The 13,727-nt window shown below is 53.5% G+C and carries 12 protein-coding genes; 2 read left to right on the forward strand and 10 right to left on the reverse strand.

Annotation, left to right across the window (positions count from 1 at the left end):
• Positions 1–24: 24 nt before the first annotated feature.
• The 6 genes from pth to ACR0MQ_RS15890 form a co-directional block, all read right to left on the reverse strand.
• Complete coding sequence (gene pth, locus ACR0MQ_RS15865) at positions 25–708, reverse strand: aminoacyl-tRNA hydrolase (protein ID WP_480609289.1); 684 nt, start codon at positions 706–708, stop codon at positions 25–27.
• A 130-nt stretch (positions 709–838) separates the two neighbouring features.
• The gene (locus tag ACR0MQ_RS15870) at positions 839–1,498 is read right to left on the reverse strand and encodes a 50S ribosomal protein L25/general stress protein Ctc (protein ID WP_010438055.1); all 660 of its coding nucleotides are present in this window, start codon (positions 1,496–1,498) and stop codon (positions 839–841) included.
• Between the two features lie 876 nt (positions 1,499–2,374).
• Positions 2,375–2,755, reverse strand: coding sequence for a hypothetical protein (locus tag ACR0MQ_RS15875; protein ID WP_170337130.1), 381 nt, complete (start codon positions 2,753–2,755; stop codon positions 2,375–2,377).
• 114 nt (positions 2,756–2,869) lie between these two features.
• Positions 2,870–4,048 (reverse strand): carbohydrate porin, encoded by a 1,179-nt coding sequence (locus ACR0MQ_RS15880; protein ID WP_170357375.1) that lies wholly within the window; start codon positions 4,046–4,048, stop codon positions 2,870–2,872.
• Positions 4,045–4,809 carry a DUF3299 domain-containing protein gene (locus tag ACR0MQ_RS15885; protein WP_170337125.1) on the reverse strand — a complete coding sequence of 255 codons (765 nt, stop codon included), beginning with the start codon at positions 4,807–4,809 and terminating at the stop codon, positions 4,045–4,047. Before ACR0MQ_RS15885 ends, ACR0MQ_RS15880 begins: the two co-directional genes overlap by 4 nt.
• 26 nt (positions 4,810–4,835) lie before the next feature.
• On the reverse strand, positions 4,836–6,233 hold the full coding sequence (locus ACR0MQ_RS15890) for an amidohydrolase family protein (protein ID WP_170337131.1): 1,398 nt from the start codon (positions 6,231–6,233) through the stop codon (positions 4,836–4,838).
• 132 nt (positions 6,234–6,365) lie between these two features.
• Here ACR0MQ_RS15890 and ACR0MQ_RS15895 point away from each other — a divergent pair, with 132 nt between their 5' ends.
• Positions 6,366–7,373: a helix-turn-helix domain-containing protein gene (locus tag ACR0MQ_RS15895; RefSeq protein ID WP_170770572.1), complete on the forward strand. Its 1,008-nt coding sequence runs from the start codon at positions 6,366–6,368 to the stop codon at positions 7,371–7,373.
• A gap of 410 nt (positions 7,374–7,783) precedes the next feature.
• Here the strand turns inward: ACR0MQ_RS15895 and ACR0MQ_RS15900 are convergent, their stop codons facing one another.
• The 4 genes from ACR0MQ_RS15900 to ACR0MQ_RS15915 all read right to left on the reverse strand — a co-directional run bounded on the left by ACR0MQ_RS15900 (position 7,784) and on the right by ACR0MQ_RS15915 (position 12,407).
• Positions 7,784–9,076 carry a hypothetical protein gene (locus tag ACR0MQ_RS15900; RefSeq protein ID WP_170557790.1) on the reverse strand — a complete coding sequence of 431 codons (1,293 nt, stop codon included), beginning with the start codon at positions 9,074–9,076 and terminating at the stop codon, positions 7,784–7,786.
• 645 nt (positions 9,077–9,721) lie between these two features.
• Positions 9,722–10,888, reverse strand: coding sequence for an alpha-hydroxy acid oxidase (locus ACR0MQ_RS15905; RefSeq protein ID WP_170477489.1), 1,167 nt, complete (start codon positions 10,886–10,888; stop codon positions 9,722–9,724).
• A 162-nt stretch (positions 10,889–11,050) separates the two neighbouring features.
• A complete protein-coding gene (gene trpA / locus ACR0MQ_RS15910; RefSeq protein ID WP_170774900.1) occupies positions 11,051–11,842 on the reverse strand; it encodes a tryptophan synthase subunit alpha in 792 nt (263 codons plus the stop codon).
• A gap of 79 nt (positions 11,843–11,921) precedes the next feature.
• Positions 11,922–12,407 carry an acyloxyacyl hydrolase gene (locus ACR0MQ_RS15915; RefSeq protein ID WP_480609293.1) on the reverse strand — a complete coding sequence of 162 codons (486 nt, stop codon included), beginning with the start codon at positions 12,405–12,407 and terminating at the stop codon, positions 11,922–11,924.
• A gap of 201 nt (positions 12,408–12,608) precedes the next feature.
• On the opposite strand from ACR0MQ_RS15915, the gene ychF reads away from it, so the two are divergent.
• Entirely contained in the window at positions 12,609–13,706 is a 1,098-nt protein-coding gene (ychF, locus tag ACR0MQ_RS15920; RefSeq protein WP_170774896.1) for a redox-regulated ATPase YchF, read from the forward strand.
• Positions 13,707–13,727 lie beyond the last annotated feature (21 nt).

Below are 13,727 nucleotides of genomic sequence, written 5' to 3' on the forward strand. Positions count from 1 at the left end.
CGCAATTACTACGTTGCGGAAGCGTTACCTGAATTTGTCCAACAGCTTCTGCATGGCTGAACGCTCATCTGGAACAGATGCGGCCTCGACGCTCGTTTTAGGGGGGCTTTCAGGTTTGCCAGACTGCTTCGACGATCTTGGCGGAGCGGTTCGCAAAGCAACAGCATTCATGAACTTGCCGCTTTCGTCATCGGCAAGATAATCCGCACCATCCGAAACCCCGCGCAGGACGCTATCCAGCCAGTCTGCATCGGCTTTGGCAAAATCACTCAGAACATAGGGTGAGACCATTTCCTTACGGCCCGGATGCCCAATGCCCAGCCGCACGCGATCATAGGCCGGGCTGATATGTTCGTGGATCGACCGCAACCCGTTATGTCCCGCATGTCCGCCGCCAGCTTTCACACGTACCTTGCCCGGGGCCAAATCAAGCTCATCATGGAAGACGGTCACGTCGGTCGAATAGAGTTTGTAGAACCGCATTGCCTCGCCCACGGACTGGCCCGAACGGTTCATAAATGTCTGAGGTTTGACCAGCAGCACTTTCTGCCCGCCCAGGCGACCTTCGGCGATCTCAGCCTGAAATTTAGATTTCCACGGGCCAAAGCCATGGTCTTCGGCGATCCGCTCCAATGCCATAAACCCGATATTGTGCCGGTTACGGGCGTATTTCTGCCCGGGATTTCCTAAGCCGACAAACAGTTTCATCGCATCGTCCTTAACAGCGTAATCTCAACGGTTGATGCCACATCTTACCGTCTCGTTTCCAGCCCAACATCTGCATAAAAAAACGGGGCTACAAACGAGCCCCGTTACACTATTCGGATATGATCCGAACTTATTCTTCAGCTTCGTCCTGGCCGATGACTTCAACTTCATCAGCTGCAACTTCGCCCTCTTCACCCTCTTCATCGTCGCTTGTCGACAGACCGGTGGGTGCCGAAACGTTGGCGATCACGAAGTCACGATCGATGGTTGGTTTGGTGCCAGCAGGCAGATCAACCGAAGAAATGGTGACAACGTCGTTGATTTCCATGCCTGTCAGATCAACGGTGATCTTCTCAGGAATGTCACCCGCGGTGCACAACAGTTCAACTTCTGGACGCACAACGGTCAGAACGCCACCCTTCTTGATGCCGGGGGCCGCTTCTTCGTTGACGAATTCAACAGGTATGAACAGCGCGATCTTTGTGGTCCGACGCAGGCGCATCAGGTCCAGGTGGGTCGGCAGGTCTTTGACCACGTCACGCTGAACGTCGCGGCAGATGACGCGAACGTCTTCGTGGCCTTCAACCTTCAGGTTCCACAGGGTCGACTTGAACCGGCCTGCTTTCAGTCGCTTGAACAGGACGTTGAACGGGATTTGGATCGGCAGCGGGTCTTTGTCGCCACCAAACACAATGCCCGGAACCATGCCGTCGCGGCGTGCTTGACGAGCGGCGCCCTTGCCTGTCCCCGTCCGTTCCAGAGCTACGAGATCAGGAATCTCTCCAGCCATGATAATTCTCCAATGTTAGGGCGGGCATCCTCCAAGGCTGTATGCCCGCGTGAAGCCGCGTCCTTAGCTTGATTCAATTGGTTTGGAAAGGGCTTTTTGTGGCCTGAGGAATTTTGCGAGGCTCTGCCTCGCGCTCCGGGATATTTAGGGCCAGATGAAGATGGGGTCCACTTCTTCATTGGGCTGCAAATATCTCGGGGGAGACGCCCAAAGGCGGCGGGCGCAGCGCAAGGCCTTGTGGTAAAATGTTGATGGGAGGTCAAAGTGGCCTCCCATTTCTGCTTCAAGGTTGAATTCGAATTTCAAACGGCATCCAGCTCGCCCAAATCAATGTTCTTACCGCTCTTTAGCTGGTCGTAGATCAGGTTCTTTAGCAGTTCCATTGCTTGCTTGTCAGATTTCATGAACAGCGTCTCTAGACCGTTGTTAGAAGGGTAATGTGCGGCTCTTTGCTTAATCCCCCTCTAAGCGATTTTCGGATAAGCAGCCGTTCAGGCAAAGCGCAGCGGAGCCAACGAGAGAGCCCAAAATTGACTGATGCTGCGCGAAACTCCAATGACAGCAATGCGCAGAAAGCAGACTTTGCAAAGTCCGGTTGACCACATTGTCCACCAAAGGCGACAGTTCTGCTTCGCGACTGGGCTATACATAGCCCTCAAAGCGTATTGTTTGCGGGACTTCAGTTGCACCGTTTTCATGAGCGAGTAGGGCGCGTGCTGACGAAAAGGTAGCAAGCGCAAAAAGAACAAGAAGGGCCTTTATCATCGTAGCGCCTCGGATCCGGGTTTTGAACTTGGGCCGGGGTTCACAAATGATCGCCCCGGCCAGCGTCAGGGCAAACGAGGTAGTTCTTGCCCTGAAACATCGTACTTTCGCCTAATTTAGAAGATCACCGACGATGCCGACGGCATCGACCACGGTAGACAGGTCATTCGTAACTTCGAGGACTTCGTCATCGACCAGAATGTAGCGGTTTCCTTTGCCCGGCTCCCCAAGCTTCCATTTGGAAAGGTCCCCAATATCCTCGAACTCCAGGTCAGATGGGAGCTTGGCACCGCGCGTGTAGCGCTTGATCTGTCCAGGTGGTACAGCTTTTGGGCCTTTGCCGGGTTTGTCTTCTATCTGAATGCTGACATCACCGTTCTTGCCCCCCTTGTTCGGCTTTTTACCCTTGTTGTCTTTGGCATGGGCATCGCTGCCTCCAAGGATGAAAAACACAACTGCTAAGGCTGCAAGAATTCCGTATGCAATCTTCATAGATTGTTCCTTTGCTTCCCAACTTCATTCGACCGGCGTTGAAAATTCCGGCACGCGCTTGATCTCTCTTAGTTGCCCTTTGGCACACCCCTTAGTGACTGCCTTCACCCCGCATTAGAAAACGATCCGGGTTCTTAGACCGAACAGGGTAATCCGGTCCTGATCGGGATTTAGAAGCGGGTCGGAAATGAATTGTACCGATGGCGTGATCTGCAGTCCGGGTGAGATTGAAAAGCGGTAGAAAGCTTCAAGCGTGAACTGATCGCCATCTATGCCTCTTGCTTCGGCCCAGTTTAGGCCCAGACCGGCCAAATCGGTGTTGCGACCATAGTAACCGAGACCGGCAGAAATCGACCGTTCATAAAGCGCTGCGGTTCCCTTCGAGGCCCCTGCACGGAAGAACGGCATCCATTTATTGTCAACAAACCATGCGGCGGAAAACGCTGCGCCGTAATCTTCTGCTCGACTGCCATCGTCAGCCGCATCCGCATGCCAGAGGGTCAGATGGATATTGTCGAAGTAGATGCGATCAAAGCCGGACGTGTACCCAAGTTCGAGCGACTTGAAGAGATTGCCGTCGCTAAACACATCAAAGTTTGGATCGGACGGGTCGGCGTTTGCGTCTGATACGCTGGCAACGGCGTAGAGGTTCTCGCTCAGCTTTACCCCACCGGCAATACCAAGGCCTTGGTTGGGCGTGTTGATTGTCGGGTTGGTATTGAAAGACAGGTTTTGAAAACCACTGTAGGGGCTTACCAACCCGTAGATATCCACAAAGTCCGTTACATCAATCTGGCCGACTTGCAGCGCCCACGACCCATTCTCAGCCCTTTGGGTCCAGAACAAATTGGTCAGAAGCAAACCGTTGTCATTGAAGGCTGTTCCCGTGATTGAAAGGGCTCCGCCATCCAGCCCGAGAAATTGCGGAGCAACGTCAGTATAACTGTGCCTGTCTTCGATCTTGAATGTCAGAGACCCCCGTTCAGTTGCCTGCCAACTGCCGTAGAACCGCGCAATTCCGCTGGCTGCTTCGCCGGTTCCCAGATCAGCATCCGTGGTTTGGCCCAATGCCAGGTAGTCAATGTTGAACCGAAAACCACCCTCAGCCAGTCGGTCTTTCCACTGAAACCAACCCGGTGCGATGTTGCGTGGAAAATCGGAACGATATTGCGGATCGGTGAGCCCGTCTCCGGGCGCAAGATCGGCTTCGACTGAAGATGGCCCGGATAGTCCCTGAGCCGACGCTGCGCCAGCAAATGCAAGGCTCAATGCGGCAACCAGAAGTCTTATCATTTTGACGCCTGTGCCCCACCGGTCTTGCGATTTCCTGCCGCGCGGATGCGATCAGCAGCACGCTGCTTCCATTCCAACCTGTCTGCCTCGGTTTCCAGAGTTTCGACACGTTCCGCCTCTAGCTGGAAAGTCGCATTCATAGGCATGAGGCCATCCACAACCATCATATTATGAACGGAAGGATCGATAGTCAGCGTGCCTGTCAGCCGAACGGGTTCGTGGAAATAGCTAGGCGCCCAGTCCCCGTTCAACCGCACACGGATCATCTGGTTAGGCGGAGGTGGAGGCATGTGGCTGCACATCCCTCTTTCTGGCACCAAATACGCCACAGGCCGGCCGTCCGGATCGCTTGGAGCAGGAATGGCAAAGCCCGCGAGTGTGATTGTTCTGCCGTCGAATTGCGGGTTTCCGCTCGTTCCAGCCTTTCTTCGACGTTCAGTCACAACCTCGCGCTGATCGAGTAACCAGTCGACGTCAATTCCGTCTGACACCAAGGCGTCTTCGGTCTCTGCTAAAAGCAATTGCCATTTCTGCCGTTCTTCGGCGCTGCCAACCTCCTGCTGCAACCTGCCGCGTATACGCACAACGAAAAGAACATCGTCGAACTGTTCGGGGCTGAGTTCACGATAGGGGTCATCAAAGACCTGCGCAGACGGATCTGGCAGATCTGCCCAGTCCAACGCGGTTCCAGGCGTCGCCGCAGCATCATAACCGCACAAAACCAACCCTGCGAATACTGCGGAGCAAAACCAATTTCGCATGAATGCTCTCCGGCTGCTTTATCTGGTCAATCCAGTGTGTTTTTGTAGATCACACCGTCCTTCATGATCAGGCGGATTGTTTCCGGGCTGTCCGGCCTCGGGTCCGCACCGAACCACTGATCGCCTGTTCCAACGACAGAGAAGTCTTCGAGGGGGTTGCCGTCTATCAGCAGGATGTCGGCATAGGCGCCTTCTTCGATCACACCCAGTTTGCCTTCCGGATAGGGGTTCATGAAATCACCGCTAAGTGCCGCGATCTCGCCACCTACCGAAGTTAGGGTTACCATCGACGCATAGGGGCCGAAGAAATGGTTATTCAGATGTTTCTCGTAGGCGATCTGGATGTTGCACGCTTCGACCGAGCCGACGCAATCGGTTTGGAAACCGCGCGGCGCCGGGCATTCCTTCATACTTGGAATGTAGGCTTCGAAGGTCGCCGAGGCCGATTTGGCCTTCCTCAAACTGTTGGGGTTGTTTTTCACGGAAGGAACATCAAGTAGGCCTGGATCAAATGCTGTGATGTTCGTCGTGATGTACGCTCCTTTTTCTTTCATCAAAGCAGAAATCTCGCAGTCAAAGTGAAATCCGTGTTCAATGGTTCTGACCCCTGCATTCAGGGCATTGATGATCGCTTCTTTGCGGTAGGAATGTGCCATGACATAGGTGCCGTACTCGTTGGCAACCTGAACAGCGGCCTCGATCTCTTCTTTCGAACCGGCGAGCAACTGCCATGGATCGAATGCCGAAATCACCCCACCTGATTGCATGAACTTCAATTGCGTGGCACCCATGCGCAGGTTGTTGCGGCCATACATGTAAATTTCGTCAACACCGTTGACCTGTTGGGCCATATTCAGAGTCCCAAAGTTGGTCACCCCACCCGGCGGAGATGTGAAGGATGCGAAATCGGCGTGACCACCACGTGTTCCGAGAAATGCCCCGGAAGGATAAAAGCGGGGGCCGACGATCTGGCCGGCGTCAATTGCGCGCCGCAGCCCGCCGCCAGCGCCCCCGGCATCGCGAACGGTCGTGAAGCCCTGCATCAGGTACATTTCGGCCATCCGGGTCCCGTGGATGGCGAAATCCTCCCAGGTCGAGTTGGTTTCCATCTCGGCAATCGATGGCCCCATGAGCATCAGGTGCGCGTGATTCTCTATAAAGCCCGGTGTCAGAGTGCGCCCACCGCCGTCGATAACCGTCGCGCTCGGCGCATCAATGGCATCGGTTGAGACGGACTTGATCAGATTGCCCTCGACCAGAACACTGGCATTTTCAATGCGTTGCTCATTCACACCGTCGAAGACATGCACGTTGGTAAACAGCGTTTGGGGTTCTTCTTGATCCTGAGCCTGCGCGGTCGCCGAAAAAGAAAGAACTGCCGCGACAATTGCCGTCGAGCAAAGAGACATTCGTAAGCCGGACATAAGTACTCCCTTCATATTCATGTTTTGCCAACTATAGTCTGGAATTCATTGGCTCGGTTGCCCCTTTTGAATTAGGATGTACGAATGTGACTGCAAAAATGGCCACTTCTTAAAGCTAATCCAACAAGGGTTATGAGCTTGCCTTTCAACTCCACCTCCCGAGAGCATAGCGAGGGCTTTGTTCGCCTCTCTTTAGCCGCTCCCTTTCTGCAATATCTCACCGAACGTAAGATCAATCCGCAACCAGCATTGGATCAGGTCGGCTTGAAAGCTGAACTGATGACTAACCCATCCGTGTTCGTTCACTCCGAGTTGGTTTACGGCTTGGTAAATGTTTTCTCAGAAGTATCAGGGGATCGATACCTAGGACTGAATGTAGGGGAAGCGTTTGACCTACAAGGATGGCCGCCCTTCGCTCAAGCCTTGCAATCTACAAAAACGCTGTTCGAGTTTTTTACCCGCTTTGTTGAGCTCGTGCCGCAGGAGTCCAATTCTGTGCGGCACAGCCTTGTCATTGAAGCAGACAAAGCGACTTATCGTATCGAGAGGCAACAGGAACCAACCGTCCCACCCATTCAGGTGACCGGTTTTGGTGCCGCAATCTATGTACGCCTATTGCAGACCGTCGTCGGAGAGTCCTGGGACTCTTCCCGTGTGCGATGGGAAAGCAGATACATCAATGGGCTGCCTATCGACTACAAAGGGATCGAGGTTGGCCTTGGGACTGATCCCGGAATGCAAATTAGTTTTCCTGTGGAATGGTTGTTTTTGCACCACGTCTCTGAGGGTTCTGCCAAGCCCATAGCATCACTTCGACAAGATGAAGAAGTAACCGTGGTGGCAGCTTTGCGATCTGTCTTACGCGACAAACTGGATGAAACCGATTTGGGACCAGAGATGGTGGCTGGAATGCTGGGAATACAACCGGAACGGTTTCTGAAAGCGCTTCAAAAACAAGGCACAACGCTACCGCGCGAAATCAAACGGCTGCGTATCGATGTCGCCAAGGAGCACCTCAAACAAAACCAGATGACAATTGCAGAGATCGGACTGATGCTCGGCTATTCTGACAAGTCCCATTTCACTCGCTTTTTCCGAGGTCAGACCGGAATGACACCGACCAAGTTCCGAAGCAAGTAAATGTGGTCGAGCCAAATGAACGCTTCGAAGATTAGGTCCTCGTGGGATCAGTTCGGAGAAGTTGTAGTGCGACGTTGAACAGGTTAGTCGACGACATGAATGGTTGGTTGCCACCGCCGATACAACCTCTGCAACTGGCCGTTTCGTTGTGTATTTCGGAGTTAGCAAAGCTTGGTTGCGAAGGTCCGCTTCGGGCTGAGACCGGTCCTCAACAACCATTGAGCCTATGGCAACTTTGTCCGCGTCTTTCCAATTCGTGGACCGTGCAGCGAAGGTCAGCTCTGGTGCCGTTTCAGAGTTCTGTAAACAGTTGAAAGCCATCAGGGCGGTCAGTTTGTGGATACCAGTCGCGATAACCCAATCGAAGTTTTTGGCATTTCGCTACTTAGAACACTGGGTCGCTTGACGTGTTAAAACGCAAATAGGTCTCGCTCATAAACAAAACCCTTGGCGAGCCCAATCTTCATGGCTGGTGTATCCTTAGCTTTGTTCATCAGGTTCGTATAGTTGTGGGCAAACCTCAGAATATCGACCATTTTCGAAACCATGACGGGGTTGTAATATTGCTTATAGTACCAGAGCCGACCGCGTCCAGAAGATACCAGACCGCGTTCAAAACCCATGATCTTCGTTCTGGCCCGCGCATGATACATATCAACGGGATGAGTCCCGGACCTCACAGCGAACTGGGCAATTTGAGTATAGTTCAAGTCATTTGGGTTCGTTTTGAAGATTACGCGCTTCTCAGGTTCATTGATGAAATGGAACGGATATAGCAGCCCCTCATCCCTGCTTTCTCGTTCGCCGAAATAATTCATCAATTCGTGCAGATAGTCCTCTGGCGGGCGTTGCTGCAATAAGGAGCGCACTAAAACTTCCATGACACCGTCTTGCTTCCTGGGTGACACCGGATCGCCTGTACCCAGAACGACGTTTGAGCGATCAAGAGCTCTCTGAAGTCTGCTGTATTCCTTGTTTCCTTCTGCGACCAACGCCTTTCGCTGGTCCGTCACCAGATATTTCGTAATTGCGATATCCGCAATTCTGACACGCTTGGCCTTTACTTCATTTGCAAATACAGCTGCGTATGCAGCAGAAAGGCCAGCATCACGGTCAGTTGAAAAATTCAACTTTGCATACTTGCTCCCCAGCTTTTTCTTGACCAGCATGATATGGGCGAATTCAGCTGCGTCCTGTCTTACCCTTGCTGCTTTCTCCAGAAGCTTCACATCTTCCTCGGATGCCGTGAAGGCTCCCTTCTCCGTCCCGCCTCGGGACTTGTTCAAAGCATCATGCTTATCACGCAGATTTTTTAAGTATTCGGTCGCAAACCAGACCCTCGCATTTTCTCTCATTGAGCGGGGCTTTTCTAGGTCACCTACAATTTCCATGACCTTTTCAATTGCCGCTGGCTGAACGTCGGGATCTACATCTGTTGTAGAGGCGACCACGTAATTACTGTCACGCGCGACAGTGCAGATATGGCGAACTTCAACAGCCTTTCGAACTCCCCTGTCCGGCCAATTTACCTGAAGAATTTGCGTATCAGTGGCGAAGTAGGGTGATTGACCCGCAATGGCACTTGGTAACAGCCTTTCTCGTTCGGCAGCAAAGGCTTGGCACTGCACATGAATAAAGTCGATCTTGCGGTAAACTTCTGCCGGCTGGACATCCAGTGTCCGGCAAATCGCAGAGATCGTCATTCCATTAACAATACTCCTCAGAACTTTCCCATTCAGATCGCTGCGGAAATGACGTCTGCTTGACTTACCCAAAGAGAAGGTTTTCTTGCAAGCTTTACATTGAAACCTCGGGTCGCCCTTTGCGGTCTTGCCAAACTTTCTGTAGCGGCTAGGCATAAGTGAAATTGTCGCCCCATGATTGATACATGCAACACTTGGACAACTTTCACGTTTTGTTCTCCTATGCAGTCGAGACAGTCTCGCATACTCTTCGAAAATAGCCTTGTTGGATTTTACGATGCTGGATCGGTCGCAAGCGGGGCAAACAAAGGTTCGCTCATCACCAGAACCGATTACGCGGCCTCGTCCGATGTTCGAACCTGGTTGGGAGCGTCGACCTCGACCATCCCTGCGGTCGGGTAGAACGCCGAACATTTCGCAAACTGGGTTGCGACAAAAATTGACTGAATAGCCGCCAACAAGCCGAGGTAGGCGATATCGCTCCTGCCTCGCAGCTTTTTGCGAGAGGTCCGACAAGTTAGGCAAACAACATCCCCTTAATATTCAACGAAAACACCCAGCAGGCTAGCCGCTGGGTGGGATATCGTCAACATTTAGCTACAAGGCCTTGGGCGCAGCGCCCCTTTTTTTTTGGTAAGTCGAGGATCAGGCCTGCCAGCGGCCGCCGAAGTCTTCCGGGACCAGAAGATTGTGGCGCCCCAGATCAGCCACGTTGCGCTCACCGCAAAGTGCCATCGTTGTATCGAGCTCTTTCTGGATTACCTCCAAAGCCGTCGTCACACCTTTCTGACCCATCGCACCCAGCCCATAAACAAAGGCGCGACCTATGAAGGTTCCTTTGGCCCCAAGCGCCAGAGCCTTTAGCACGTCTTGCCCCGAACGAATGCCGCTATCCAGATGCACTTCGACATCATTGCCAACGGCATCCATGATCTCGGGTAGAACCCGGATTGAACTGAGCGCACCGTCCAGCTGTCGCCCGCCGTGATTTGATACGACGATGGCGTCCGCACCCAGCTTGGCGGCCATCTTTGCGTCTTCGGCGTCCAATATACCCTTGAGGATTACTTTGCCGCCCCACTGTTCCATCAGCTTCTCAACCTTGCCCCAGTCGAGGCTGGGATCGAACTGTTCAGCAGTCCATGTTCCCAGTGAGCGGGTATCGGTGATGCTGTCGACATGACCGACGATGTTACCAAATTCCCGGCGCTTGGCGCCCAGCATTTCGATACCCCAGGCCCATTTTGTCATCAGGTTGGCAATGGTTTTGGGGGTCAGCTTTGGAGGGGCGGAGAGGCCATTCTTCAAGTCCTTGTGTCGCTGACCGAGGATTTGCAGGTCGAGCGTGATCACCAAGGCTGAGCATTTCGCATCCTTCGCGCGCTGGATCAGTCGCCCGACGTAGTCTTGATCCTTCATTGTATAGAGTTGGAACCAGAACGGAGCGGTCGTGTTTTCAGCAACATCTTCGATCGAGTTGATTGACATCGTCGAAAGGGTGAAGGGCACGCCAAAGGCCTCGGCAGCTTTGGCCGCTTTGATCTCACCATCTGCGTGTTGCATGCCTGTGAGACCTACCGGAGCCAGTGCCACCGGCATCGACACATCCTGTCCGATCATCTGCGACGCGGTCGAGCGCCCGGTCATATCTACGGCCACCCGCTGACGCAGGCGGATGTCTTCGAAATCCGAGGTGTTCTCGCGGAATGTTTGTTCCGTCCAACTGCCGCTTTCCGCATAGTCAAAAAACATGCGTGGAACCCGGCGTTCATAGATCCGTTTGAGATCTTCGATATTGGTAATTGTCGGCATGGATCTGGCTTCCGCAGGATTGGTTAAGTTTCTTTACCAATTTTTCCATCGCCCTGCAATGGCGATCAACTGCGGTTGGTTGCCGCGTGGTTAAAAACGAAAAATACCGCAGCAAGTTGAACGCCTGCTGCAGTGAACACCGATTTGAAATATCATGAGTTATCAGGCGGTGTGCGCGCCTTCAGCAAGTGATTTGACGAAGTCCAACACCTCGGACACTGGTTTTCCAGACCCGATTTGGCTGACAATCGCGGACCCGACAACGGCGCCATCTGACACGCTGGCAATGTTGCGTGACTTCTCTGGCGTATTGATCCCGAACCCGACAATGACCGGTAAATCGGTTGCGGCTTTGATCCGTGCAACCTCGGGTCCGACATCGGTCGCCTGCGCCTCAGCAGCGCCGGTGATGCCGGTAATCGACACGTAATAAACAAAGCCAGACGTGTTCTGCAGCACGCGAGGTAGGCGGTTATCGTCGGTTGTCGGTGTTGCCAGTCTGATAAAGTTCAACCCGGCAGCCTGTGCTGGCAGGCAAAGCTCTTCGTCTTCTTCAGGTGGCAGATCGACGACAATGAGCCCGTCGATTCCGGCGGATTTGGCATCTGCCAGAAAGACATCGACTCCACGGCTGTAGATCGGGTTGTAGTATCCCATCAGCACAATCGGCGTGGTATCATCGGTTTCGCGGAAAGCGCGTGCCAAATCCAGCGTGCGCTGCAATGTCATCCCGCCATCCAACGCCCGTTGACCAGCGGCCTGGATAGTGGGGCCATCCGCCATAGGGTCGGTAAAGGGCAAGCCCAGTTCGATCACGTCGACGCCTGCGCCGGGCAAACCCTTTACGACCTCCAGCGACGTTTCATAGTCGGGATCCCCGGCCATGACATAAGCTACAAATGCCTTTTTGCCCTGTTCTTTCAGAGCGGCGAATTTGGCGTCGATACGGGTCATCGGAAGTCCTTGCACTCGGGTTTGGACCTGATGTGCAGAAACTTTCGCTGAAAATCAATCCCGCTTGGTGGACTAGAGATCAGAACGAGTAATGATACCGCAGCAGTAGTGAGTTCACACCGGGGTTATCGCCCTGCGTACTAGCATTGGATTTGTGCGTGATGGCAACCGACAGTTTGTTCCCACTTTCAAGCGTATAACCAAGACCCAACAGGCTGCGAAACTGAAAACTGCCTCCCAAATCATTTTGATCGCTTCCTTCGCTATAGTAGCCGGGCATGATGCTGCCTTCGATAAACCATCGGTCGGCAAAGCTATATACTCCGATCAATCCGGCACCAATATGCGTGTCGCCGTCTGTATCAACCGAGAGAGCCCCACCCCATGTTGCGCTGAACCGAGATGCCTCGTGAAACGGGCGATGCTGATACTCAAGCGAAAAAATGGCCTGATCGTCTCCATCGCTGTGGGAGTAATCTGCGTAGCCAGCGCCGAAAATGATGGATTGTGCCTGCGCAGAAGTCGCCGCCGCCAGCGCGAAGGCCAGAATAACAAGGGGTTTCATCGTACCTACTATGTCCGTCGTTCGTTGGTATTAGTTTTATTGGGGACTGTATGTGCATGAATTCAATGAGGGCAAGAACACAATGTCATGCCAATTTCGTGATGTAGCAGATCAGACTCGGAGGTGGGAGGGGGTGCTACGCCTTGCGCATTGCGCTAGACCTGCCTAGAAGCGGCGCTCGAATGGTATCAGGAGGCCGTCATGGGCTTTAAAATGGGAATCGTGGGTTTGCCGAATGTGGGCAAGTCGACCCTCTTCAATGCGCTGACAAAAACTGCGGCAGCCCAGGCGGCGAATTTCCCATTCTGTACCATCGAACCCAACGTGGGTGATGTTGCTGTTCCTGATGATCGCCTGGACAAATTGGCGGCGATCGCCAGTTCTAAACAGATCATTCCAACGCGCATGACCTTTGTAGATATCGCCGGTCTGGTAAAAGGCGCATCAAAGGGCGAAGGACTTGGCAACCAATTCCTGGCAAATATCCGTGAGACCGATGCGATTGCTCATGTTCTGCGCTGTTTTGAGGATGGTGATGTGACCCATGTGGATGGTCGTGTCGATCCCGTGGCGGATGCGGACACGATCGAAACCGAGCTTATGCTGGCCGATCTGGAAAGCATCGAAAAGCGCCGTGCCAATCTGGTGCGCAAGCTGAAGGGTAACGACAAAGAGGCACAGCAGCAGGATCGCCTTCTGGCCGAGGCACAGGTGATGCTGGAAAACGGCAAGCCCGCGCGATTGGTCGAAGTCTCGGACGAAGACGCCAAGGCCTGGAAGATGTTGCAGCTTCTGACGACTAAGCCGGTGCTCTACGTCTGCAACGTGTCCGAGGAAGAAGCCGCCGAAGGTAATGAGTATTCCGCCAAGGTTGCCGAGATGGCCGCTGCGCAGGGCAATGCCCATGTCATCATCAGCGCCAAGATCGAAGAAGAGATCAGCCTGCTGGAAGCAGACGAAGCGCAGATGTTTCTGGAGGAAATGGGTCTGGAAGAACCCGGCCTCGACCGACTGATCCGCGCTGGTTACGATCTGCTCAAGCTGGAAACCTATTTCACCGTCGGCCCGAAAGAGGCCCGCGCCTGGACCATCCGCACCGGCACCGCCGCACCACAGGCGGCTGGCGTGATCCACGGCGATTTCGAGAAAGGCTTCATCCGCGCCGAGACCATCGCCTATGATGACTATATCGCCGCCAATGGGGAACAGGGTGCGAAAGAAGCGGGCAAGATGCGAGCCGAAGGTAAAGGCTACATCGTCAAGGACGGCGATGTGATGCATTTCTTGTTTAATACGTGATCGCAGCTTGGTTCATAATTG

The sequence above is a fragment of the Ruegeria sp. AN6 genome, assembly GCF_056540425.1.

Bases quoted from the DNA above. Each gene is read 5' to 3' on its own strand.
- pth (WP_480609289.1), bottom strand. From the start codon at position 708: ATGAAACTGTTTGTCGGCTTAGGAAATCCCGGGCAGAAATACGCCCGT.
- ACR0MQ_RS15870 (WP_010438055.1), bottom strand. From the start codon at position 1,498: ATGGCTGGAGAGATTCCTGATCTCGTAGCTCTGGAACGGACGGGGACA.
- ACR0MQ_RS15875 (WP_170337130.1), bottom strand. From the start codon at position 2,755: ATGAAGATTGCATACGGAATTCTTGCAGCCTTAGCAGTTGTGTTTTTC.
- ACR0MQ_RS15880 (WP_170357375.1), bottom strand. From the start codon at position 4,048: ATGATAAGACTTCTGGTTGCCGCATTGAGCCTTGCATTTGCTGGCGCA.
- ACR0MQ_RS15885 (WP_170337125.1), bottom strand. From the start codon at position 4,809: ATGCGAAATTGGTTTTGCTCCGCAGTATTCGCAGGGTTGGTTTTGTGC.
- ACR0MQ_RS15890 (WP_170337131.1), bottom strand. From the start codon at position 6,233: ATGTCCGGCTTACGAATGTCTCTTTGCTCGACGGCAATTGTCGCGGCA.
- ACR0MQ_RS15895 (WP_170770572.1), top strand. From the start codon at position 6,366: ATGAGCTTGCCTTTCAACTCCACCTCCCGAGAGCATAGCGAGGGCTTT.
- ACR0MQ_RS15900 (WP_170557790.1), bottom strand. From the start codon at position 9,076: ATGACGATCTCTGCGATTTGCCGGACACTGGATGTCCAGCCGGCAGAA.
- ACR0MQ_RS15905 (WP_170477489.1), bottom strand. From the start codon at position 10,888: ATGCCGACAATTACCAATATCGAAGATCTCAAACGGATCTATGAACGC.
- trpA (WP_170774900.1), bottom strand. From the start codon at position 11,842: ATGACCCGTATCGACGCCAAATTCGCCGCTCTGAAAGAACAGGGCAAA.
- ACR0MQ_RS15915 (WP_480609293.1), bottom strand. From the start codon at position 12,407: ATGAAACCCCTTGTTATTCTGGCCTTCGCGCTGGCGGCGGCGACTTCT.
- ychF (WP_170774896.1), top strand. From the start codon at position 12,609: ATGGGCTTTAAAATGGGAATCGTGGGTTTGCCGAATGTGGGCAAGTCG.